General features: G+C 44.9%; 25 protein-coding genes. 20 read left to right on the forward strand and 5 right to left on the reverse strand.

All coding sequences use genetic code 11. The annotated features are described in order from the left end of the window. The first annotated feature begins 58 nt into the window (after positions 1 to 58). The 11 genes from IDJ77_RS12450 to IDJ77_RS12500 all read left to right on the forward strand — a co-directional run bounded on the left by IDJ77_RS12450 (position 59) and on the right by IDJ77_RS12500 (position 11,373). Positions 59 to 1,417 (forward strand): glutamine synthetase family protein, encoded by a 1,359-nt coding sequence (locus IDJ77_RS12450; RefSeq protein WP_191189277.1) that lies wholly within the window; start codon positions 59 to 61, stop codon positions 1,415 to 1,417. A 65-nt stretch (positions 1,418 to 1,482) separates the two neighbouring features. Then, entirely contained in the window at positions 1,483 to 1,872 is a 390-nt protein-coding gene (locus IDJ77_RS12455; protein ID WP_191189278.1) for a GxxExxY protein, read from the forward strand. 105 nt (positions 1,873 to 1,977) lie between these two features. Then, positions 1,978 to 3,015, forward strand: a complete 1,038-nt coding sequence (locus IDJ77_RS12460) for an aminoglycoside phosphotransferase/kinase family protein (RefSeq protein ID WP_191189279.1) — start codon at positions 1,978 to 1,980, stop codon at positions 3,013 to 3,015. A 120-nt stretch (positions 3,016 to 3,135) separates the two neighbouring features. Further along, positions 3,136 to 3,987 (forward strand): HAD-IIA family hydrolase, encoded by an 852-nt coding sequence (locus IDJ77_RS12465; protein WP_191189280.1) that lies wholly within the window; start codon positions 3,136 to 3,138, stop codon positions 3,985 to 3,987. 43 nt (positions 3,988 to 4,030) lie between these two features. Then, positions 4,031 to 5,050: a glycoside hydrolase family 43 protein gene (locus IDJ77_RS12470; RefSeq protein ID WP_224751071.1), complete on the forward strand. Its 1,020-nt coding sequence runs from the start codon at positions 4,031 to 4,033 to the stop codon at positions 5,048 to 5,050. Positions 5,051 to 5,074: 24 nt separating this feature from the next. Next, positions 5,075 to 6,247 carry an aldose epimerase family protein gene (locus IDJ77_RS12475; protein WP_224751072.1) on the forward strand — a complete coding sequence of 391 codons (1,173 nt, stop codon included), beginning with the start codon at positions 5,075 to 5,077 and terminating at the stop codon, positions 6,245 to 6,247. A gap of 207 nt (positions 6,248 to 6,454) precedes the next feature. After that, the gene (moaA, locus tag IDJ77_RS12480; RefSeq protein WP_191189282.1) at positions 6,455 to 7,444 is read left to right on the forward strand and encodes a GTP 3',8-cyclase MoaA; all 990 of its coding nucleotides are present in this window, start codon (positions 6,455 to 6,457) and stop codon (positions 7,442 to 7,444) included. A 12-nt stretch (positions 7,445 to 7,456) separates the two neighbouring features. Then, positions 7,457 to 8,650, forward strand: a complete 1,194-nt coding sequence (locus IDJ77_RS12485) for a molybdopterin molybdotransferase MoeA (RefSeq protein ID WP_191189283.1) — start codon at positions 7,457 to 7,459, stop codon at positions 8,648 to 8,650. A 48-nt stretch (positions 8,651 to 8,698) separates the two neighbouring features. Continuing rightward, positions 8,699 to 9,178, forward strand: a complete 480-nt coding sequence (moaC, locus tag IDJ77_RS12490) for a cyclic pyranopterin monophosphate synthase MoaC (protein WP_394368034.1) — start codon at positions 8,699 to 8,701, stop codon at positions 9,176 to 9,178. Next, positions 9,159 to 10,340 carry an NTP transferase domain-containing protein gene (locus tag IDJ77_RS27940; protein WP_317174336.1) on the forward strand — a complete coding sequence of 394 codons (1,182 nt, stop codon included), beginning with the start codon at positions 9,159 to 9,161 and terminating at the stop codon, positions 10,338 to 10,340. Before moaC ends, IDJ77_RS27940 begins: the two co-directional genes overlap by 20 nt. Beyond that, positions 10,330 to 11,373, forward strand: a complete 1,044-nt coding sequence (locus IDJ77_RS12500; protein WP_191189284.1) for a HesA/MoeB/ThiF family protein — start codon at positions 10,330 to 10,332, stop codon at positions 11,371 to 11,373. The genes IDJ77_RS27940 and IDJ77_RS12500 overlap by 11 nt, the downstream gene beginning before the upstream one ends. A 66-nt stretch (positions 11,374 to 11,439) precedes the next feature. Here IDJ77_RS12500 and IDJ77_RS12505 read toward each other — a convergent pair whose 3' ends face one another. From IDJ77_RS12505 to IDJ77_RS12520, 4 genes are all read right to left on the reverse strand, one after another. Next, positions 11,440 to 11,859, reverse strand: a complete 420-nt coding sequence (locus IDJ77_RS12505; RefSeq protein WP_191189285.1) for a molybdenum cofactor biosynthesis protein MoaE — start codon at positions 11,857 to 11,859, stop codon at positions 11,440 to 11,442. An 81-nt stretch (positions 11,860 to 11,940) separates the two neighbouring features. After that, on the reverse strand, positions 11,941 to 12,189 hold the full coding sequence (locus tag IDJ77_RS12510) for a MoaD/ThiS family protein (RefSeq protein ID WP_224751073.1): 249 nt from the start codon (positions 12,187 to 12,189) through the stop codon (positions 11,941 to 11,943). Positions 12,190 to 12,278: 89 nt separating this feature from the next. After that, positions 12,279 to 12,686, reverse strand: a complete 408-nt coding sequence (locus IDJ77_RS12515) for a pentapeptide repeat-containing protein (RefSeq protein WP_191189286.1) — start codon at positions 12,684 to 12,686, stop codon at positions 12,279 to 12,281. Between the two features lie 90 nt (positions 12,687 to 12,776). After that, complete coding sequence (locus IDJ77_RS12520; RefSeq protein WP_191189287.1) at positions 12,777 to 13,199, reverse strand: secondary thiamine-phosphate synthase enzyme YjbQ; 423 nt, start codon at positions 13,197 to 13,199, stop codon at positions 12,777 to 12,779. A gap of 103 nt (positions 13,200 to 13,302) precedes the next feature. Between IDJ77_RS12520 and IDJ77_RS12525 the strand changes: the two genes are divergently transcribed. Genes IDJ77_RS12525 through arsB form a run of 5 tightly spaced genes read left to right on the forward strand, consistent with a single transcriptional unit; the run spans position 13,303 to position 16,162 of the window. Next, the gene (locus tag IDJ77_RS12525; protein WP_191189288.1) at positions 13,303 to 13,635 is read left to right on the forward strand and encodes an ArsR/SmtB family transcription factor; all 333 of its coding nucleotides are present in this window, start codon (positions 13,303 to 13,305) and stop codon (positions 13,633 to 13,635) included. Between the two features lie 49 nt (positions 13,636 to 13,684). Then, on the forward strand, positions 13,685 to 14,242 hold the full coding sequence (locus IDJ77_RS12530) for a DUF6428 family protein (RefSeq protein ID WP_191189289.1): 558 nt from the start codon (positions 13,685 to 13,687) through the stop codon (positions 14,240 to 14,242). A gap of 12 nt (positions 14,243 to 14,254) precedes the next feature. Continuing rightward, the gene (arsN2, locus tag IDJ77_RS12535; protein WP_191189290.1) at positions 14,255 to 14,683 is read left to right on the forward strand and encodes an arsenic resistance N-acetyltransferase ArsN2; all 429 of its coding nucleotides are present in this window, start codon (positions 14,255 to 14,257) and stop codon (positions 14,681 to 14,683) included. A 4-nt stretch (positions 14,684 to 14,687) separates the two neighbouring features. After that, positions 14,688 to 15,104 carry an arsenate reductase ArsC gene (locus IDJ77_RS12540; RefSeq protein ID WP_191189291.1) on the forward strand — a complete coding sequence of 139 codons (417 nt, stop codon included), beginning with the start codon at positions 14,688 to 14,690 and terminating at the stop codon, positions 15,102 to 15,104. Beyond that, positions 15,104 to 16,162: an ACR3 family arsenite efflux transporter gene (gene arsB / locus IDJ77_RS12545; RefSeq protein WP_191189292.1), complete on the forward strand. Its 1,059-nt coding sequence runs from the start codon at positions 15,104 to 15,106 to the stop codon at positions 16,160 to 16,162. The genes IDJ77_RS12540 and arsB overlap by 1 nt, the downstream gene beginning before the upstream one ends. Before the next feature lie 335 nt (positions 16,163 to 16,497). On the opposite strand, the gene IDJ77_RS12550 is transcribed toward arsB, so the two are convergent. Then, complete coding sequence (locus tag IDJ77_RS12550) at positions 16,498 to 17,109, reverse strand: DUF5020 family protein (RefSeq protein WP_317174337.1); 612 nt, start codon at positions 17,107 to 17,109, stop codon at positions 16,498 to 16,500. Between the two features lie 266 nt (positions 17,110 to 17,375). Between IDJ77_RS12550 and IDJ77_RS12555 the strand changes: the two genes are divergently transcribed. The 4 genes from IDJ77_RS12555 (at position 17,376) to IDJ77_RS12570 (ending at position 21,300) form a co-directional block, all read left to right on the forward strand. Continuing rightward, positions 17,376 to 18,530 (forward strand): hypothetical protein, encoded by a 1,155-nt coding sequence (locus IDJ77_RS12555; protein ID WP_191189294.1) that lies wholly within the window; start codon positions 17,376 to 17,378, stop codon positions 18,528 to 18,530. A gap of 126 nt (positions 18,531 to 18,656) precedes the next feature. Continuing rightward, a complete protein-coding gene (locus tag IDJ77_RS12560) occupies positions 18,657 to 20,009 on the forward strand; it encodes an APC family permease (protein WP_191189295.1) in 1,353 nt (450 codons plus the stop codon). Positions 20,010 to 20,069: 60 nt separating this feature from the next. After that, on the forward strand, positions 20,070 to 20,765 hold the full coding sequence (locus IDJ77_RS12565) for a sulfite oxidase-like oxidoreductase (RefSeq protein ID WP_191189296.1): 696 nt from the start codon (positions 20,070 to 20,072) through the stop codon (positions 20,763 to 20,765). Positions 20,766 to 20,832: 67 nt separating this feature from the next. After that, positions 20,833 to 21,300 (forward strand): DUF6265 family protein, encoded by a 468-nt coding sequence (locus tag IDJ77_RS12570; RefSeq protein WP_191189297.1) that lies wholly within the window; start codon positions 20,833 to 20,835, stop codon positions 21,298 to 21,300. The last annotated feature ends 5 nt before the right edge of the window (positions 21,301 to 21,305 follow it).

Here is a 21,305-nt window from a genome sequence, read left to right on the forward strand (position 1 = left end):
ATTTATATCCGCTATAATATATTAAACTTGCTTAAATTGGCATTTTATACTAAACCACATGGATCAGGAACAGGTAATAGCCTACATCAAAGAAAATAACATCCCCAAAGTTAAATTTGCTTTTGCCGACGTAGACGGCGTTTTACGCGGTAAGGTGATCAGCACAAAGAAATTCCTCGACGGGCTAAAAACCGGTTATGGCTTTTGCGACGTGGTTTTTGGCTGGGACAGTAATGATGTTTGCTATGATAACATGGAATTAACCGGCTGGCATACCGGCTACCCGGATAAACTTTGCTATATCGATCTTTCAACCTTCCGCACCGTACCATGGCAGGATAATATCCCGTTCTTTTTGGCCGATTACAGCGGGCCGCATGGTAACACTGTGCCCGCCGATCCGCGAAGCTTATTGAAAAAGATAATAAGCGAGTGCAAATCAATGGGTTACCATGCCGAATTTGCGCAGGAGTTTGAGTGGTTCAATTTTAAAGAAACACCACAAAGCTTGCAGGATAAAAACTTTGCCAACATGGAGCCTTTAACGCCCGGCATGTTTGGCTATTCTATCCTGCGTACCTCGCAAAACAGCGATTTTTATTACGACCTGTTTAACCTGCTTACCCAATTTAATATCCCGATAGAAGGCCTGCATACCGAAACAGGCCCCGGCGTTTACGAAGCCGCCATTGAACATTGCGAAACCCTGGCAGCAGCTGATAAAGCAGTATTGTTTAAAACAGCTGTGAAGGAAATTGCGAGCAAACACGGCATCGCCGCCACCTTTATGGCCAAGTGGAACCAAAACCTGCCCGGCTGCAGCGGCCACATCCACCAGAGCCTGTGGAGCGAAGACCAAAGCGAAAACCTTTTTTACGATGGTACCGACGAAAACAAAATGAGCGAGCTGCATAAGCAATACCTTGCCGGTCAGCTTTATTGTATGCCGCATTTATTGCCAATGTATGCCCCAACTATTAATAGCTATAAGCGCCTCGTAGAAGGGGCATGGGCACCAACCACTATCACGTGGGGGGTAGATAACCGTACTACCGCGCTCCGGGTTATTAATACCTCTATCGGCTACACCCGCCTGGAAACCCGCATCCCCGGCTCAGATACCAATCCATATTTGGCTATCGCTGCTGCGCTTGCTTCAGGCCTTTATGGTATCAAAAACAAACTCAAACTCAATATTGCCCCAACAGCAGGCAACGGCTACCAGGATAAAAGCAACGGCAGCTTACACGCCAACCTGTTCGATGCCGCAACGGCTATGCAAAACTCATCTGTAGCCAAAGAACTCTTCGGTGTCGATTTCGTGCAGCACTTTACCCAAACCCGTTTGTGGGAGCACAGGCAATACGCTAAAAGTGTGAGTGATTGGGAGTTGAAGAGATACTTTGAAATTGTCTGAACCGGGATTAAGCGGATTTATGCGATGAATAGATTTTGATTTGCTTGTTTATCAGTGTTTTTTTTATGCCTGAACAATTAATACACGATGACCTTACCGGGAAAATAATTGGATGCGCTATGAAGGTTCATACGGCGTTGGGCAATGGTTTTCAAGAAGTAGTTTATCAGCGAGCGTTGGAAGTTGAAATGGGATACCAGGGATTGATATTTGAGCGGGAAAAGGAAATGCCAATTTTTTATCGTGAGGTGGAGGTAGGTAAGCGTAGAGTTGACTTTTTAGTTCAAAACATAATATCGGTTGAACTTAAGGCTATTATTCAACTGGAAGATGTTCATCTTGCCCAAGCCATAAATTATCTCGAAGCGTATAATATAAAAATTGGTCTGTTAATAAATTTTGGAAGTAAATCTTTAACTTTTAAACGGCTCCTCAATAAAAAGTTTAAACAATAGTATATTTGCCGCCAAACCAATTTAAACTGTTTTAAGAATTTCTGCGACAGGATTGTCAAAATCCTATAAATCGCATAAATCCGCTTAATCCCGGTTCAGACAACTATGGACTTTTCTATCATTATAAAAAAAGCGTGGGAAGGCTATGATGCTTCCAAAACCATCAAAAGTGTTGAGGATATCAGCGCGATGGTATCTACCAACCACGTATACCGCATTACATTTGATGATGAGGATATCATCATTGCCAAGCTATCGCTCTTTGGTAAATTCGAGCATTTTAAGGAAGATCACCGCATCATCCACTCGCTGAGCAATAACCTGCTTTACCCCTTTGAGAACTTGCTGGCCAAGTCGCTGTTAAAAAACAACCGCGTTTATATTTACCACTATAAATACGGCAAAACAGATGCCTGGGTGGTGTTTTATAACCCAACCCGCATCCTCGATAGGTTACCAAAACGCCTGGATGACAACCTCATCAAAAAACTTGGGCAGCAATTGGGTAAATTCCATAAGGCCTGTAGCAGGGTAAAAAATGTATTGCCGAAATCAAGTAAAACGCTGCGTACGGATATCTATTCGCTGCAGCAGCAATTAGAGAAGAACGAAAGGAATTTTGGTTCGGCCATGCAAGTGGATTTTCTAAAATACCATTGCGACCTGTTTTTGCGGAACCGCTCTAAATACAACATGTCATCGTTTGATATTATTCCTGTGTTTATTGATTGGAACATTGGGAATTTTTCGGTTACCCCGAATTACGAACTATATTCACGCTGGGATTACGATTGGTTTAGGATGAGCTACCGCGTGCTCGACTTTTACTTTTTTAGCAGGGTGGTATCAGATGTGGGCGACCGTACAGTATTCAGTTACGTAATAGGCCCTATGATGGAGGATAGGTTTATTACCTTCCTGAAAGAGTATCACAAAGTATACCCGCTTACAGCTGACGAGATAAGATTTATGAAAGAGGCGTACCGCTTTTTTATCCTCAACTATGTGATAAAAGATGGCAAGCACTTTTTTAACGATCAATACGCGAAAAAACTGCAGGCAGAAGCATTTGATGTTTACCTGCCATCGGTAGACCGCGATTTTGATGCCGAGAAAATAATAGAGGCTTTAAAGTTGAATTAGGTTAGAAGAGCTGTAAGGGTTGTAAAAGTTATAGCGGTGTACCTTTGCTTTGCAACCTCTCCAAACCCTTACAACCTTTTTAACTTTTACAACCATTTTAACTACTACAACTAACAACCAATGAAACGCATTGATGATTTCCGTGAGATAATTGATAATTACGAGGTGGTTTTTTTTGACGCGTTCGGTGTTTTGAAAAATTACGGCGGGTTAGTGCCGGGTATTGAGCGGACATTTGATTACCTGGAAGAATCGGGTAAAGAGTACTACATCGTAACCAATGATGCATCGCGCAGCCCAACGCAGCTTGCAGAATCGTACCATAAAAAAGGACTTACCGCAATCACTGCAGACAGGGTTATATCTTCGGGTATGCTCACCAAAGAATTCCTCGACCTTAAAGTTGATGATGGGATAGTGGCCTACTTAGGTACCGAAGACTCTGCCCATTACATTGAAAGCGAGGGCTTGCATACCTTGCCGGTTAGCGGCATTACGCCGGATAACTTTGATAAAGTAAACGCCCTGGTGTTTTTAGATGATGAAGGTTTTGATTGGTGTAACGACCTGAACAAAACCGTAAACCTGTTGCGCCGCCGTACCATTCCGGCTATTGTGGCAAATACAGATTTTGCTTACCCGGTTAATATAAACGACATAGCTGTAGCTATAGGCGGGATAGCCGCCATGGTAGAAACTATCGTTGGGAAAAAGTTTATTCGTTTTGGTAAACCCGATTCGCAGATGTTTATGTTTGCTTACGACCTGATCCGCGAATACCGCCCCATCAGCAAAAAAGAGATAGTAATGGTAGGGGATACCCTGCAAACAGATATTTTAGGTGGCAACAAATTTGGGTTGGATACCGTTTTGGTATTATCCGGCAATACGTTAGCGGCGGATGCCCAAAACAGGATGACCTCAACCGGCATTGTACCAACATATATTTGCGATTCGGCAGTAATAAGATAGAACGACGATGAAGTTAACAGGGTTTGTTTTAGCATTGATAATAATGATTGGATCAAACGATATCATCTATGCCCAATCTCAACCTGCTAAAACCTTCACAAATCCCTTGCTGCCTTCGGGCGCCGATCCATGGGTGATCTACCATAATGGCTATTACTACTACACCAATTCGCTTCAAAACAAGCTGAATATCTGGAAGACGAAAAACCTTGCCGAGCTCGCCTCAGCTAAAAAGAAAACGGTTTGGACACCGCCCGCCAATACGCAATACTCTAAAGAGCTTTGGGCGCCCGAACTGCATTATCTTAACAACAAATGGTATATCTATTTTGCTGCAGATGACGGCAGCAATAATAATCACCGCCTTTATGTGCTGGAAAATGCTGCCGCCGACCCTTTAACGGGCGCCTGGGAATTTAAAGGCAAAGTAGGCGATGCTACCGATAAATGGGCCATAGACGGGTCGGTATTTACGCATAAAGGCCAGCTTTACATGATATGGGCAGGCTGGGAAGGCGACGAGAACGGCCAGCAGGACATCTACATCGCTAAAATGAAAAACCCTTACACCATTGAGGGGCCGCGGGTAAAGATCTTCAGTCCGTTTTACGATTGGGAAAAGAACGGCGACCTGCACGATGCCAATAATCCTCCACATGTTAATGTGAACGAAGGCCCCGAGATCTTAAAGCACGGCAATAAATTATTTCTTATTTATTCGGCCAGTGGCTGCTGGACAGATTTTTACGCGCTGGGTATACTCACCGCATCGGCCAACAGCAACCTGCTCGACCCAAAATCGTGGAAAAAATCAGCGGAACCGGTATTCAAAAAATCAGAGGCGAATGGCGTTTATGCGCCAGGGCATAATTCTTTTTTTAAATCGCCCGATGGAACAGAGGACTGGATAATTTATCACGCCAATGCTAAACCCGGGCAGGGCTGTGGCGGTTTCCGTTCGCCCCGGATGCAAAAATTTACCTGGAACAAAGATGGTACGCCAAAATTTGGAATCCCCGTGAAAGAGAATACACCTTTGGCAATACCATCGCAACACAAATAATACAACCAATACTTATAAAAAATTATGCAAAACACCTTAAAAAAACCAACTTTGGCACTGGCAATCGCCGGCAGCATGTTTATGGCTGCCTGCAATCAATCTGCACCAAAAAGCAACACCATGACAGACAGCACAACAACCGCCACAGTAAAATTGCCTGCGGCAGCCAGGTTCGAGAGAACTATCGACGGCAAGAAAACCGAATTGTTTATTTTGAAGAACAAAAACGGTGCAGAAGCAGCAATTACCAATTACGGCGCGCATTTAATAAGCCTGCTTGTACCCAATAAGGCTGGTGAGATTACAGACGTTGTTTTGGGATTTGATGATATTGAGGGTTTCCAAAAAGCGGCAGGGGCATATTACGGAGCTACTATTGGGCGCTACGGCAACCGCCTGGCAAAAGGAAAATTCACGCTGGATGGCAAGGAGTATACTTTGTTTACCAATAACGGCCCAAACACGTTGCATGGTGGTAAAAAAGGCTTCGACAGCATGGTATGGGATGCCAAACAAACCGACAGCGCCACTGTAGAACTCAGCTACCTGTCTAAAGACATGGAAGAAGGTTTCCCCGGCAACTTAAAGGTGAAAGTAATTTACACCCTTACCGATGATAACGCCCTTAAAGTAAGCTACGAGGCTACTACAGATAAAACCACCGTGGTTAATTTAACCAACCATGCTTATTTCAACCTGAACGGGCAGGGCACGGGTTCTGTTTTAGAACACTCTGTGAAAATAGACGCTGATGCTTACACACCGGTTGATAGTACATTGATCCCAACCGGCAAAATAGAGCCGGTTAAAGGCACACCGTTTGATTTTACAGCGGCTGCTACCATAGGCTCGAGAATAGAGCAGGATAACATCCAGCTAAAAGATGGCAAAGGATACGATCATAACTACGTGCTGAACAAACACGATATCAGCACCCCGGTCGCCACTGTTGTAGGCGATAAAAGCGGTATAAAAATGGAAGTATTTACCGAGGAGCCGGGTATGCAATTTTACACCGGCAACTTTATGAACGGTACTAACACCTTAAAGGGTGGTGCAAAAGATGAGCATCGCACGGCTTTTGCTATGGAAACGCAGCATTACCCCGATTCGCCGAATCAACCTGCTTTCCCGTCTACGGTTTTAAAGCCAGGTGCGGTTTATAAAACGGTTACGATATACAAGTTTTCGAAATAAATAAAAGCGAATTACACTAATTGAGGCGAATGCCACGAATTTTGAAAAGCATCATTGCAGATCAAAATTCGTGGCATTCACTTTTTAGTAATTCGTGAAATTCGTGTTCTTCAGACTTCGTGAAATTAGCGTCATTAAATTCTCAAAATTCGTGTAATTCGCTTTTTTTCGTGAAATTCGTATTCATTGTTTTAATACCATACGCGTTTGTTATTAGATAATCACGGCAGAAGAATTACTTACCTGCGCCTGGCGGTAACCGACAGGTGTAATCTGCGTTGCTTTTACTGTATGCCCGAGGATGGCCTCAACTGGCTAAGCCGCACCGAGCTGATGAGCTACGAGGAAATGCTGCGCGTTTGCGAATTGCTGGTAAAAATGGGCATCGATAAGATCCGCATTACAGGGGGTGAGCCTTTTGTGCGCAAGGATATCATGCAGCTGCTCACCGCGCTCTCCAAATTGGAGGGTTTAAAAGAATTAAGCCTTACTACAAATGGTGTTTTAACCGCGCCGCATGTTGCCGAATTGAAGGCTATAGGCGTACGCTCTGTAAATCTGAGCCTGGATACTTTGGATGCCGGTCGTTTTTTTGCTATAACCCGCCGCGATGAGTTTGCCAACGTGATGGATACCATGCACGAATTGCTGAAGCACGATATGGAGGTGAAAATAAATGCCGTGGTTATGGCAGGCAAAAACACGCAGGATATTATCCCCCTGGTAGAATTAACCAAAGACTTACCGGTAAGTGTACGCTTTATAGAAGAAATGCCCTTTAACGGTGACGGCCACAGCTACAGCGGTGTGCTTTGGGATTACGTACACATCTTCGATGAAATCAGGAGCGTTTATCCCGACATCCAAAAAGTTCCCGACCCACAATACTCTACCGCTTATAATTATCAAATCCCCGGACATCTGGGCAGCATAGGTGTCATTGCCGCTTATTCGCGTACTTTTTGCGGTACCTGTAACCGTATCCGTATTACCCCGCAGGGAACTTTGAAGAATTGCTTGTACGATGACGGCGTGCTGAATATAAAAGACCTGATGCGCGAGGGGAAAAGTAACACCGCCATAGTAGATGCCTTGCGCGTTGCATTCAACAGCCGCGAAAAAGACGGCTGGGCAGCCGAACGTAAACGGATGGAAAACCCCAACTTTCATGAATCGATGGCTACCATTGGTGGCTAAATACCTGATGATATGACAACGGTAGCACAAGCCGAAAAGATAGTACTTGCCCAGTTGAAAGATCATGGTACCGAAACTGTGCCTTTTGAACAGGCTCTCGGCCGCGTTTTGGCGGAGTATCTGCTGGCCGATCGCGACCTGCCGCCCTTTAACCGGGTAACCATGGACGGCATTGCCATATCCTATAAAGCGATAGAAGCAGGCATCAGCACATTTCATATCAAGGCCACACAAGCCGCGGGCGACGAGCCCATGGGTATTGAGGATGATGACCTCTGCATCGAAATTATGACCGGGGCGGCTCTGCACCCTTCACTTGATACGGTTATCCGTTACGAAGACCTCGAGATCCGTAATCGTCTGGCAGCTTTAACTATCCATAACATTAAAAAAGGCCAGAACGTCCATTTTAAAGGGAAGGATAAACACGCAGGAGATGTAGTGGCTGCCGCGAACCAAAAAGTAACACCGGCTATTATAAGCCTTGCGGCATCGGTGGGCAAAGGCGGACTGTTGGTTAAAAAACTGCCGCGGGTAGTTATTATTTCTTCCGGGGATGAACTGGTTGATGTAAACGATACGCCAACAACATACCAGATCAGGCGCTCAAACAACTACACCATAAAAGCGGCGCTAACCAACCACGGCTTACATGCCGATATGCTGCATATTCCCGATAATCCGGAGGTAACGAAGGAGCAAATAGCCAATTGCCTGCAAAATTACGATGTGATACTGCTGAGCGGTGGCATCAGCATGGGTAAGTTTGATTATATCCCAAAGGCTTTAGAAGAATTGCAGGTAAATAAATTGTTCCATAAGGTAGCACAACGACCCGGCAAGCCGTTTTGGTTTGGCAGGCATGATAACGGCGTGCTGGTGTTCGCGTTTCCGGGTAACCCTGTAGCTACATTTATGTGCCTGCACAGGTATTTTTTGTTGTGGCTGGATGCAACACTTGGCTTGCCAGCTAAAGCGCCTGTGTATGCTGTTTTAGATAGCGATTTCAGCTTTCAACCGCAGCTACAGTACTTTTTACAGGTTAAGCTAAATTTTAATAACCGCGGGCAATTGATGGCAACCCCGATAGAAGGAAACGGCTCGGGCGATTTTGCTAACTTAGCAGACACCGATGCTTTTATGGAACTACCGTTAGAAAGGAACGAATTTAAAAAGGGCGACGCTTATCAGGTTTGGATATTTTAGCGGTGAACGTTGAAATCAAAAAAATCGGTGTAATCAAAAATATAATCTGTGGAATCAAAACTAAGTCATTTAGATAAGCAGGATAACCCTACCATGGTAGATGTGTCTGCAAAGCAGCTTACACACCGTACAGCAACAGCGCAAAGTATTGTGGTGCTGCCCGGCGAAGTTTTGCAGCATTTAACAGATGGCGAACTGCAAACAAAAAAAGGTTCGGTATTCCAAACGGCTATTATAGCGGGTATTATGGCGGCAAAAAAAACCGGCGACCTTATTCCACTATGCCATCCATTAGGTATGGATAACTGCCAGGTTTACATTAAGTTGAATGAGAATAGTGAAGTAGTGATTGAATGTACAGCCAGCATTACAGCTAAAACCGGTATCGAAATGGAAGCACTTGTTGGCGCGTCTGTTGCAGCTTTAACGGTGTACGATATGTGCAAGGCCATGAGCCACGATATTGTGATAAAGGAAACCAAACTCATCTCAAAAACAGGAGGTAAGCGTGACTTTAAAAGATCATAAAAAGCATACCGCCATTGCCCGCCCGGCAAACGGCAATTTCGGCCGCAACGAGTGGGCTATTTTAGGCGGGCCATGTACGGTTGTTAAACTGCTTGCAGATCGTATCATCGCGGCATTATCGCCACAATACCAGTGCGCTTATGCCGATACCTCGCATAACGATGATGTCATCCAGCTCCCCGGCAGGTTAACCAGCGGCGCGGCCCTGGAATATACCGATCAGCTAAATTTTTGCCAGCTAAATTATCAGGCACCCTTAACAGCCTTTAAGCAGCGCCAGCTATTTGCAGAGATGGACCTGGTGCTGGTAAACGGTAACCATCAGCAGGCTAAGGAACAAGTAGTAATTATCGACATCAATAAACGAGCCTCGCTACAAAAAAGGGTAGGGCAGCTCAGCAACGTGGCCATGATATTGCTTGCCGATAATGCTGACGAGCCCTTCGATTTTATAAAAGAAGCCTTGCCCAACTGGCAGGAACTGCCTACCTACAAAATAAACGATGATACCGCGCAGGTCATTGGCTTTTTCCAGTCGAAACTGCTGAAGGCCAAACCTGTATTAAACGGCCTGGTATTGGCAGGAGGCAAAAGCGCACGTATGGGTGTAGATAAAGGAACACTTCACTGGTACGGCAAAGAACAGCGTTACCATATGGCCGATGTATTGGCGAACTTTTGCAATGAAGTCTTTATCTCCTGCCGGGATGAAGAGCAGAAACTGGAGATAGATGCGCAGTATGCAACCCTTACAGATACCTTTACCGGCCTGGGTCCTTATGGGGCGATCCTTTCCGCATTTCGCCAAAACCCGGCGGCGGCGTGGTTGGTAGTGGCCTGTGATATGCCGCTGGTTGATGAGGAGATATTGCAGCATCTTACCGAAAACCGAAGCGTAAAACACATTGCCACCGCTTACCACAGCGAGGTAACAAACTTCCCCGAACCATTAATAACCATTTGGGAACCAAAATCTTACCCTGCTTTACTTCAATTTTTAGCGCAGGGGTATTCCTGCCCGCGCAAGGTGCTCATCAACTCCGATATCAAACTGTTACAGGTACCGGATGCGGAAGCATTATCGAACGTAAACACGCCTGAAGAAATGGACCGCGTGAAGCGCATTATTCATAACAAACTCGCCCAAACCGATGCACCCTGACCTGCATCGATATAGTTGCCAGATAGCGTTGCCCGGTTTTAGCGAGGCTATTCAACAGCGTTTAAGCGATGCAAAGGTACTTATTGTTGGTGCCGGAGGCTTGGGCTGCCCCGCCGCGCAATACCTGGCATCCAGCGGCGTGGGTACACTTGGCATTGCCGATTATGATACCGTATCACTTAGTAACCTCCATCGCCAGATCTTGTACGACCCGGATGATGTGGGTAAACATAAAGCGCTCATCGCCTGCGAGCGGTTGCTAAGGCAAAATCCGGAAATAGAAATTATTCCCTATGTCGATAAAATCACTTCAGTAAACGTACTGCAAGTAATTGATGATTATGATATTATAGTAGATGGCACGGATAACTTTGAAACCCGCTACCTCATCAACGATGCCTGTGTTCTACTGGGAAAACCGCTTGTTTACGGTGCTATTTATCAATATGAGGGCCAGGTTGCTGTTTGGAATATGCCAAATGAAGACGGAACCCGAACGCCAAACTACCGCGACCTTTACCCGGAGGTGGATGCTACCCAGATCCCCAATTGTTCAGTAGGAGGCGTTATACCTACGTTGGCTGGCATCATTGGAAGCATGCAGGCTAATGAGGTAATCAAATACATTACCCAAACAGGAGAGTTACTCGCGGGCAAAGTGTTGATATTTGATGCACAGAGCATGCAAAGCCGTATCATCAGGATAGGTAGTACCACAAAAACTAATATTACCGTTCTGCAACCAACCGCAGAAGTGTCGGTTATTACTCAAACTGATCTGCAAAAAGGCCTGGATGATAATAGCATCCAACTGATAGATGTCCGCACCCTGCAGGAGCATGACCTGCACGACATCGGCGGAGAACATATCCCACTGGATGAACTGGAAGAAAATCTCGACCTGTTACAGCTGGAGAAAACGGTAGTTTTTTATTGCGCCACAGGCAAAAGAAGCGGGGAAGCAGTAAAGCTGGTAAATAAACTGGCGCCGCAAATTAAGGCCCTATCCCTTGAAAACGGAATAGGTGCCTAACCCAAACATCCACCTCTATGGAAAAATCGTGTTAATCGTAATAATCGGTGAAATCCCGGTTCTGACCTACGGATGCGCGGCCACCCACACTTCACCATCCTCAAATACTTCCTTTTTCCAGATAGGTACGGTTTCTTTCAGGGTATCTATGATGTATCGACAGGCCTCAAATGCCGCCGCCCGGTGCGCTGCTGATACCGCGATGATAACAGGTATTTCGCCTACGGCTAATACTCCTGTACGGTGATGGATAAGAACTTTTTGAACCGGCCAGTTATCAAACGCTTGTTGAGATATCTTTTCCATCTCTTTGATAGCCATTTGATTATACGCTTCAAACTCAAGTCGGACTACAGTCTTGCCCTTGGTCATATCCCGTACCGTGCCAATAAAAACGTCTATCCCGCCCGAATGTGGCGACATGATCCAATCTATGCAGGATTGAATATTTAACGGTTCGGTATGGATCTCTATTTGTGTGTTCATTTTGATAGATATATTCCGGTGAGGACACCGGAATATTGTTTTTTTCTTCCCAAATGGCGGTGTCACCACCGCCATTAACAGTTATCCCCCGCTTACCGGTGGTATAATGGCTATCTCGTCACGCTCTGTTATCGCACCTGCATCATCGGCATATTCATTATTAACCGCTACCATATAGCTCGCCAATTGTTTCAGGCGTGGATATGCAGCTTCTAAATGCGTTTTTAGCTGCTTCGTTGTGGCGTTTTCATCCAGTTGGATATTCGTTGTACTCCCTCCAAAAATATCTTTGGCTATGCCGAACGCGAGTATTTTGATGTTCATCATCATAGGATGCAAATATGCAACAATCTTGTTTATAACGTAAAATACCCACGTTGCAATATTCATGAAAGCCGGACGATTGCCAAACTGGTTTTTTACCAGGCCGATTTGTAAGCCCTCAGCAGATCATCCATCAAAATACCGTTGATCTTCATGCCGGTAGTGTCGCAATCAGCGATTTCTACATTGCTTAGGTCGCAATTGGTTATGGTACTGCCATTCAGGTCGCAATCTTCAAATTTCAGGGGGCGCTGTTTGGCGTTCTCATCGTAATAGGGGTGCCCTTTGGGTGGCATACCAATGTTGTGGATATAGGCGCCACCTAATTGTGCTCCCTCTATCTCCAGGTCGCTCAGGTTAGCGTTGGTGATCTTAACGTTGGTTGCCGATACGTCGTTCATCACCAATTCGTTGATACACGCCAAGGTTATTTTCGAACCCGTAAGGTTGGCTTCCTGCACATTCAGTTGTTTCTGGTCGTTAATGATATCTAAGGTTTGCATGGTTTGTGGATTGATGATCAAATATCTGCAAAATTCGGGGACTATTAAGGTACAATTACGACAGAGAAGAGGTGTTTCGCGACTTTTCTCTTATTCTCCCCAAGCAGTTATAACCAACCTGCGCTGACCGCCATGGTTACGGTGTTCGCAAAGATAAATACCCTGCCAGGTACCTAAAGCTAATCGCCCATTGCGGACTGGGATAGTAACCGAGCAGCCCAGCATTGCGGCTTTTAAGTGGGCCGGCATATCGTCGCTGCCTTCATCGTCGTGGCGGTAATCGGGGTCGTTCTCTGGCACGGCCTTGTTAAAATACATTTCAAAGTCCTGCCGCACGGTAGGGTCGGCGTTTTCATTGATGCTAAGCGAGGCGGATGTATGCTGGATAAACACCTGGCAGATCCCGGTTTTCAACTCGCTAAGCTGCGGCATGGCATCTATCACGTCGTAAGTGATGATATGGAAGCCACGGCGGCGGGGTTTGAGATCGAGACTTTGCTGGAATATTTTCATGTTATGTTAACAAACAGGGCGTAAGGGAAGTTTTGGGGCTAATATCAGCAAAAAAAAAAAATATTTGGAAGTTGAATATTAATCGTAATATTGCGATATAGTAATGGGCTTAACAAAAACCGAAATATTCAGCGACAAGCAAAACCAGCTGGCCACCGCTCTAAAAGCGATAGCGCACCCGGCCCGTATTGCTATTTTACAGCAGATAATAGCCGCAAAGGCCTGTATCTGCGGCGATCTGGCACTGGAACTGGGCCTGGCGCAGGCAACCATTTCGCAACATCTGAAAGAGCTGAAAACAGCAGGCATCATCAAAGGGACTATTGAAGGCGTAAGTGTTTGCTATTGTATCAATGATGAAGTTTGGAATACACTAAGCAAGCAGCTGAGCAGTTTTTTCGCTTCCAACGAAATTGACGCTAAAAGCTGCTGCTAATATATTTTTTGATTAAATGTAACGTAATATCGCAATAAAACGATTTAATATGAATATAACAGAAACACTTAATTGGGGCGATTTTAAAACACAATTACAGCTAAGCCCCGCCTCGCATCTGCAATTTAAGTATGCAGAAGATAAATTTGTTGACGCATCGTATCACATCACCGAAATAAAACAGGCACCTATTACATCGGTAGATTGTGGCGGGGTGATGAACAAATGGACAGAGGTGATCGTTCAGTTATGGGAGCCATCGGAGAAACAAGAGGAGCGCGCCATGGTGGTTGGTAAAGCCTTATCTATTATAGATTTGGTAGAGAAATTGCTTCCATTGGATAAAGAAGCTATTGTGAAAATTGAATTTGGAAACGCCGGTTTTGATGCACGGCAAATGTATCCTTCAGAAATAAACGTGGAGGGCGAAGACCTGGTAGTTTACCTCAACGCCGATAAAACCCAATGTAAAGCTATTAACAGGGGAGGCAGCTGTGGTACCAATGATAAAGGTGAGGAATGCTGCGAGCCGGCCCAACCAAAAATTAAATTAGTAAACCTTGCTGCGGAAGCTGCTTGTTGCACACCGGGTGGCGGATGCTGTTAATTATTAATTCTTATGAATATTTCGGAAGCAAAAGATCATAAAGAGGAAGTTATCAGGCTGTTATCGACGGAAAAACTCCCGGTAGATGACCTGCCCGCCGGGCTGGATAACTTTATAGTTGCCACGGAAGATGACAGGGTTATCGGCGTTGCCGGGCTGGAATTGTATGGTAATTATGCGTTGCTGCGCTCGGTTGCGGTTGACCAACAACAGCGAAGTAAAGGTATTGCAGCAGGCTTACTGACCCGTATAGAAGAGATCGCTACTGGATTAAATTTAGAAGGCATCTATCTGCTTACCGAAACCGCTGCGGATTATTTTAACAGAAAAGGTTATGAACACATTGCCCGGATGGATATCCCCGAGGAAGTTAAAGCATCGTCGGAGTTTAGCCATGTGTGCCCGCAATCGGCCATCGCCATGAGAAAATCAATAAACTAAAAAAATGAAGAATGTATTAGTACTGTGCACCGGCAATAGCTGCCGCAGCCAGCTTGCCGAAGGTTACCTGCGCCATTTTGCCGGCGATAAAGCAAACATTTATAGCGCGGGGATAGAAACGCATGGCGTAAACCCACGTGCCATCAAAGTAATGGCAGAAGACCAATTGGATATATCGGCCCATACCTCAAACAATGTGGAAGAATACCTTACTATCCCTTTCGATTATGTGATAACCGTTTGCGATAATGCCAACGAAGCCTGCCCTTATTTCCCGGGTATGGTAGAGCGCTTTCATTATAATTTTCCCGATCCGGCTAAAGCCAAGGGAACAGAGGAGGAAATTATGGGCGAATTTCGCCGGGTACGGGATATGGTAAAGGCTTATTCGTTAGATTTTGTTAAGCAACACTTAAACTAATGTCTGCAATAAACTGCGCCCCCGCAGCCGACCGTAAAAAACTAAGTTTTCTCGATCGTTTTCTTACCCTATGGATCTTCCTGGCCATGGCGATAGGCGTAGCAATAGGCTACTTTGTTCCGTCATCCTCTGGCTTCATCAACTCCTTTTCCAGTGGCACCACCAATATCCCCTTAGCCATAGGTTTAATACTGATGATGTACCCGCCATTGGCCAAAGTAAAATACGAGAACATGGGCGAAGTATTTAAAGATACCAAGGTACTTAGCGTATCGCTCATCCTCAACTGGATAATAGGCCCGGTGTTAATGTTTATATTGGCTATAACCCTCTTGCGGGATCACCCGGACTACATGATTGGTTTGATACTCATTGGCCTTGCCCGCTGTATAGCCATGGTGGTTGTATGGAACGAATTGGCCGAAGGCAACCGCGAGTACGCCGCCGGGCTTATCGCTTTAAACAGTATTTTCCAGGTATTGCTCTACAGCGTTTATGCCTATGTATTTATTACCCTGCTGCCACCGTTTTTCGGGCTAAAGGGCCTGGCAGTTAACATCACCATTGCCGAGATAGCCAAAAGCGTTGGTATTTATTTAGGGCTGCCCTTTGCTTTAGGCATAATAAGTCGTTACACGCTTATTAAGTTGATGGGAGCAGAGTGGTTCGAAAAAAAGTATGTTCCATTTATTTCGCCGTTAACGCTTATTGCTTTGTTGTTTACCATCGTAGTAATGTTTAGCCTTAAGGGCGATCTGATCATTAAAATACCGATGGATGTGGTGCGTATAGCTATCCCGCTGGTTATTTATTTTACCATTATGTTTTTGCTGAGTTTTTTTGCAGGCAGATACTTCGGAGCCGATTACTCGCGCAGTACTTCAATTGCCTTTACAGCTACCGGTAATAATTTCGAGCTGGCCATCGCTGTAGCCATAGGGGTGTTCGGCATAAATTCCGGTGAAGCATTTGCCGGCGTAATAGGGCCTTTGGTTGAAGTCCCTGCTTTAATTGCCCTGGTGAACGTAGCGTTTTGGCTCAAGAAAAAATATTTCTAAATATTTTGTTTAAGGCATGAAATCTTCTACATTTGAAATGTATACTTAATCTATAGTATTTATAGACTTTATACATTGAATTTAGAAGATACAAAATCCATAAGACCTTTTGAGCTATTATACTGATCTTATAACAGCCAAGCCCGTTGCGCAAGCGCGGGCTTTTACATAAAAAAACAGCCGACCAACAAGTAATTTACTCACTTAACCCAACGTTGATACACCTCCTTAGCAAAGGCGCGTTTTTGCTACCACTTAACAAATAGAAAAAACCGGCTGTTTACCTACCATGACGGATGTTTTATACAGAGTGTAACACCACTCTCCAAAAATATCTACAACTTTATTTTAACAGCCGCAGTAGGGTATACCTCTACAATATTATCCGTCGTATTTACATGGTAAAAGGTGTTAATCTTTGTCCCTATATACAGGCCGCCCTTTAATTTATACCAAAATTGCGGCTCGGCAAAAAAGTAAAAGCGTTTGCCGGTTAGGCCGGTATCCGGTTCGTCGCCATGGTTTTTGTTTTCTGTCCAGCAGGAAAAACTACCGGCAAATTCGGCTTTATAATTAAACAGGCCTTTATAGAAATAGGTGGTGAAGAGGAAATCGTGGCTCGGCCGGGTATAGGGTACATATCTGTAATTGAGCACGCTGCTGAAAAAGGCATCACCAATTTTGAAGGGATAGCTTAAGCCGATAGCATAAGTGTTCACAATGTAGTAACTGTACTGGCGCGGCGTTGTGATGCCCAACCCACCACTGTATTGCAGGTTAATAAACACTTTTGGCCGCCAAAAGCGCAGCTCCTGCGAAATCTGCATATAATACTTGCCAATATTCGCCTTTTGGCCAAGCAGGTCGGCCTGCAGCTTCAGTAGAAAATTACCGGGTTTAATAAATGTTTTGCCGCTATCGATGGTCTTAAAGTATTCAAAGTACAGGGTGGGGTAGTTCTTGGCATTTCGCCCCGGGGTTTAGGGTGTGCCGCATGTCGTAATGCAACTGCAGTTGCTGCGCGCAAACGCGCTGGTTTACAAATAGTATGGCTGCCAAAAAAAATAGATCTTTCATAGTAATAAAGCTTTTAAGAATGCGATATTGCATGTGGCAAAATTCCCTTATTGTAACGATTTTATGCGGTAATGGAGCGGAAACCTTACGGAATTGTATATTTGGCTCGTTTGATATTTAGCCGCTACGTTCTACCATGGAAGATCCTGAATTGAAAGTTTTTTCGATATTATTCCGGGAAGCATATTCCCGTTGTTTTGGTGTATCCCTTACCCAGCCTTTAACCGAAACCGAGGGGAAACTTTTTCAACAGCAATTATTAGATCAAACTGGTCTTATGGTTGGATGGCGATCTTTAAAAAATTATTCGATTTTTTTGTTGGGCGAAAAAGGAGATGAAAATCCTTCTGTAGCCTCCATGGATACGCTGGCCCGCTACGTGTTGAAGTCGCCGTATACTAACGAGTTGCAACGGAAGAAAGACGAAAGCCACCACCCGTATTGGTTTGTATACCGCGAACGGCATTTGGCCAAAGCCATATCGCCGGAGGTTAAGCCTGTTAGTTTTGCATGGGTTAAGCCGGCACTGGCAGCTGTTTTACTGTTATTAGCTGCCTATACCTGGTATCAGCGGAAAAGCACAGTATCTTTTGCTGATAATTTTAAAGATGTGGGTGATAGGACCCTGGTTGATAAGGAATGGCAGGTTTTAAATAAGGACAATGTATACTGGCCCAAACACGGCGATATTTCTAACGCCTTAACACTGTTTACACTGGCCGGCGATAACTGGCCCGACAGCGCTTCCCTGCCGCAGATAAAAAACCTGGTGATACGCAGTTTGCCCGGCGGGTGCTTTGTAACCGAGCTGCATATGGAGGATTTTATACCCGCGGCCGAATGGCAGCAGGCTGGCTTATTATTAATGGAAGATACCAGCATGAACAGCCCCAGCATCCGCCTTTCTTTAGCTTATAACGATTTTTTTGGCGGCTTTAATAAACCTCACGAGATATTGGTGCAAGCGATAGCAACACCTGGCGGTGGCGGCAAGCCCGAGGAATTTGTACACAGCACGGTGTTAACGCTCGATAGCACCGTCAGCAGCGCGATGGTATCCGGTAATCTAAAGAAAACAGCGCTCCGCATAGAAAAAAAAGGAAACAGTTACCGCCTGCTTTATGCGGGAGGTGCAGGCGCAAATTCGGCATTTAAGGAACTGGCGACAAAAGATGTGATGATAACTCCGCGTTACATCGGTATTTTCGCCCTAAAAGGCAGGGTGCCCGGTACACCCGTGGTTCCTGTTAAATTTAAAAAGTTTATGCTGGAAAGCATTGCCTGCGAATAGGTTACTCTTAAAAGGTTATTATCTATTTCGACAGGAATGTTATACCGGCTTGCCTTTATACTAATTACAAACCGCTGACCCAATAAATTTCACCTCACAGCTAATAAATCTATTTTTGTGATAGATATGGCTGAAGAATCACTCGTACGCCGCCTGGGATTGGCACAGGCAACAGCCATAAACATGACAGATATGGTAGGCATAGGGCCCTTTGTTACCCTGCCTATGGTTATCGCCACCATGAATGGCCCCTGGTTTTTGTACGCGTGGCTTGCCGGCGCGCTGTTATCTATGGTTGATGCTATGGTATGGAGCGAATTAGGTGCAGCTTTCCCCATGGCCGGCGGATCATACAACTTCCTGAAAGAAACCTACGGCAAAACAAAGCTGGGCAGATTAATGAGCTTTTTATTTGTTTGGCAAACCATGATACAGGCGCCCCTGGTAATTGCATCAGCAGCCATAGGCTTTGCCGATTACTTTTCTTACCTGTTACCACTTTCTATTATTGAAGCCAAGATTATGAGCGGCTCGGTAGTTATATGCATCATAATACTACTGTATCGTAAAATTGAAGCTATTGGCAAAATAAGCGTGGTACTTTGGGCAGGGGTTTTAGTTACCATGCTTTGGATAATAGGCGGGGGGATAGCTCATGGTAATTTTTTACACCCCATCCGTCATATAAACGATGGCATAAACCTTAACTACGGCTTTGTAGCTGCCATAGGCTTTGCCAGCGTAAAAAGCGTTTACAGTTACCTGGGCTATTATAACGTTTGCCATTTGGGCGGCGAAATTGTAAACCCTTCGCGCAATATTCCGCGCAGTATGTTCCTCTCTATAGCCGGCATAGCCGTATTATATATGCTAATGAACGTAAGCGTGGTAAGTGTTATACCCTGGCATCATGCTATGGGCAGCAAATTTGTCATCAGCGAATTTATGCAGCTGCTGATGGGCAATACTGCCGCCAAAGTGGTAACCTGCCTGATATTACTGGTAGCATTTTCCTCGGTTTTTTCGGCTACGCTGGGCTACAGCCGTATACCTTACGCCGCTGCTGCCGACGGTGCCTTTTTTAAGGTGTTCGCCAAACTGCATCCAACCAAAAATTTTCCCTATGTATCGCTATTGGTGTTGGGCGGTATAGCTTTCGTTTTTAGCTTGTTATTTAAGTTAAAGGATGTGATAAGCGCCATCTTGGCTATGCGGATACTTATCCAGTTTATTGCCCAGGCAGTAGGCTTGCTTTTGCTGCGAAAGGCGCGCAAAACAACGCTTTTTCCTTATAAAATGCCGCTGTTTCCGCTGCCGGTATACCTGGCTATTTTAATATGGTTCGGTATATTGGTTTCCACAGGGTTGCATATGGTTCTGGGCGGTTTAACAGCTATAGCAACGGGCACCGTGGTTTATTTTATAAAGGCGAAGATAAATAAAGAATGGCCGTTTGCAGGGAAATCTGTTCCTCGCTAAACAGGCGATTTTAGTGTTTACTAAGTTTTAGCTATTTTTAAGTCATCTAACATTTTAGCTATGGACGAAGCAGATAAACTTAACCGCATTATCGAATCGCGGATGAAACTGAAAGCGCGGTTTGAAGAAAAAATAAAACTAACGCCATCCGTTGCCGACGACTCGCCAAAAGGATCGGGAAAGCTAAACAGGCACGGTATGCCCAGTATCCCCATAGGGCAAACAGCTACTGTTAAATGGCCAGTGCTCGATCTGGGGTATCAGCCCAGCATCCCGCTTGATAAATGGCGCCTTACCATTGATGGAGCAGTAGATAACCCTGTACGCTTAAGCTGGAACGATTTTATGGCATTGCCTCAAACCAAAGACACCTCCGATTTTCATTGCGTTACCACCTGGAGTAAATTGGATATGCACTGGAAAGGCGTAAGCCTTTTAGATCTGGCTGCCCTGGTACACCCAAAAGAAACCGCTACCCATGTATTATGTTATGGTTACGATACTTATACCACCAATTTGTCTTTAGAGGAAGCTCTTAAGCCCGATGTGCTATTGGTACATACCTTTGATGGCCAGCCGCTACAAATAGAACATGGCGGGCCTGTACGAATGATAACCCCACAGCTATACGCCTGGAAAGGATCCAAATGGATAAAAAGGATAGAATTTCTTACAGAAAACAAACTGGGCTTTTGGGAAGACAGGGGTTACTCAAATACTGCTTACCCCTGGCGTAACGACAGATATAGCGATTAATAACAGGAATAAATAAAAGCTGTTGTTAATTTATATATTTGATAATCAATTTTTTAATGTAGTAGCTATGCGTAAAATACTTATTATTTCACTCTTGCTGTTTAATGGTATTGCCGGCTTTGCACAACGCAACCCTGCCGAACCTGATATGAGCAAACTGGACGGGCTTGTGGGTAAATGGACGCGTACTAACGCAAAACCCGGTACCTCGGGCTATGAGCAATGGGAGCGAAAAAGCTTAACCGAGTTGAAAGGTTTTGTCGCGAGGATAAAGGGTAGCGATACAATAATCACCGAGCGTACCACCTTGTTATTAAAGGACAACGCCATTTACTACGTTGCCGATGTAAAGGAGAACGAAAAACCGGTTTATTTTAAGCTTACCCAGCTTACAGATAATGGCTTTGTATGCGAAAACCCTGAGCATGATTTCCCAAAAATGATCACTTATACACTGGATGGCAACAAACTAAAGGCTACTATATCCGGCGACGGCAAGGCGATAGACTACCTGTTTGTAAAGGCTGATAAATAAGCTAA

The organism is Mucilaginibacter pankratovii (assembly GCF_014773265.1).
Classification (GTDB): domain Bacteria; phylum Bacteroidota; class Bacteroidia; order Sphingobacteriales; family Sphingobacteriaceae; genus Mucilaginibacter; species Mucilaginibacter pankratovii.

Excerpts from the sequence above, each read along its gene's own strand:
- IDJ77_RS12450 (WP_191189277.1), top strand. The coding sequence starts at position 59 with ATGGATCAGGAACAGGTAATAGCCTACATCAAAGAAAATAACATCCCC.
- IDJ77_RS12455 (WP_191189278.1), top strand. The coding sequence starts at position 1,483 with ATGCCTGAACAATTAATACACGATGACCTTACCGGGAAAATAATTGGA.
- IDJ77_RS12460 (WP_191189279.1), top strand. The coding sequence starts at position 1,978 with ATGGACTTTTCTATCATTATAAAAAAAGCGTGGGAAGGCTATGATGCT.
- IDJ77_RS12465 (WP_191189280.1), top strand. The coding sequence starts at position 3,136 with ATGAAACGCATTGATGATTTCCGTGAGATAATTGATAATTACGAGGTG.
- IDJ77_RS12470 (WP_224751071.1), top strand. The coding sequence starts at position 4,031 with ATGATTGGATCAAACGATATCATCTATGCCCAATCTCAACCTGCTAAA.
- IDJ77_RS12475 (WP_224751072.1), top strand. The coding sequence starts at position 5,075 with ATGCAAAACACCTTAAAAAAACCAACTTTGGCACTGGCAATCGCCGGC.
- IDJ77_RS12485 (WP_191189283.1), top strand. The coding sequence starts at position 7,457 with ATGACAACGGTAGCACAAGCCGAAAAGATAGTACTTGCCCAGTTGAAA.
- IDJ77_RS12500 (WP_191189284.1), top strand. The coding sequence starts at position 10,330 with ATGCACCCTGACCTGCATCGATATAGTTGCCAGATAGCGTTGCCCGGT.
- IDJ77_RS12505 (WP_191189285.1), bottom strand. The coding sequence starts at position 11,859 with ATGAACACACAAATAGAGATCCATACCGAACCGTTAAATATTCAATCC.
- IDJ77_RS12510 (WP_224751073.1), bottom strand. The coding sequence starts at position 12,189 with ATGATGATGAACATCAAAATACTCGCGTTCGGCATAGCCAAAGATATT.
- IDJ77_RS12515 (WP_191189286.1), bottom strand. The coding sequence starts at position 12,686 with ATGCAAACCTTAGATATCATTAACGACCAGAAACAACTGAATGTGCAG.
- IDJ77_RS12520 (WP_191189287.1), bottom strand. The coding sequence starts at position 13,199 with ATGAAAATATTCCAGCAAAGTCTCGATCTCAAACCCCGCCGCCGTGGC.
- IDJ77_RS12525 (WP_191189288.1), top strand. The coding sequence starts at position 13,303 with ATGGGCTTAACAAAAACCGAAATATTCAGCGACAAGCAAAACCAGCTG.
- IDJ77_RS12530 (WP_191189289.1), top strand. The coding sequence starts at position 13,685 with ATGAATATAACAGAAACACTTAATTGGGGCGATTTTAAAACACAATTA.
- arsN2 (WP_191189290.1), top strand. The coding sequence starts at position 14,255 with ATGAATATTTCGGAAGCAAAAGATCATAAAGAGGAAGTTATCAGGCTG.
- IDJ77_RS12540 (WP_191189291.1), top strand. The coding sequence starts at position 14,688 with ATGAAGAATGTATTAGTACTGTGCACCGGCAATAGCTGCCGCAGCCAG.
- arsB (WP_191189292.1), top strand. The coding sequence starts at position 15,104 with ATGTCTGCAATAAACTGCGCCCCCGCAGCCGACCGTAAAAAACTAAGT.
- IDJ77_RS12555 (WP_191189294.1), top strand. The coding sequence starts at position 17,376 with ATGGAAGATCCTGAATTGAAAGTTTTTTCGATATTATTCCGGGAAGCA.
- IDJ77_RS12560 (WP_191189295.1), top strand. The coding sequence starts at position 18,657 with ATGGCTGAAGAATCACTCGTACGCCGCCTGGGATTGGCACAGGCAACA.
- IDJ77_RS12565 (WP_191189296.1), top strand. The coding sequence starts at position 20,070 with ATGGACGAAGCAGATAAACTTAACCGCATTATCGAATCGCGGATGAAA.
- IDJ77_RS12570 (WP_191189297.1), top strand. The coding sequence starts at position 20,833 with ATGCGTAAAATACTTATTATTTCACTCTTGCTGTTTAATGGTATTGCC.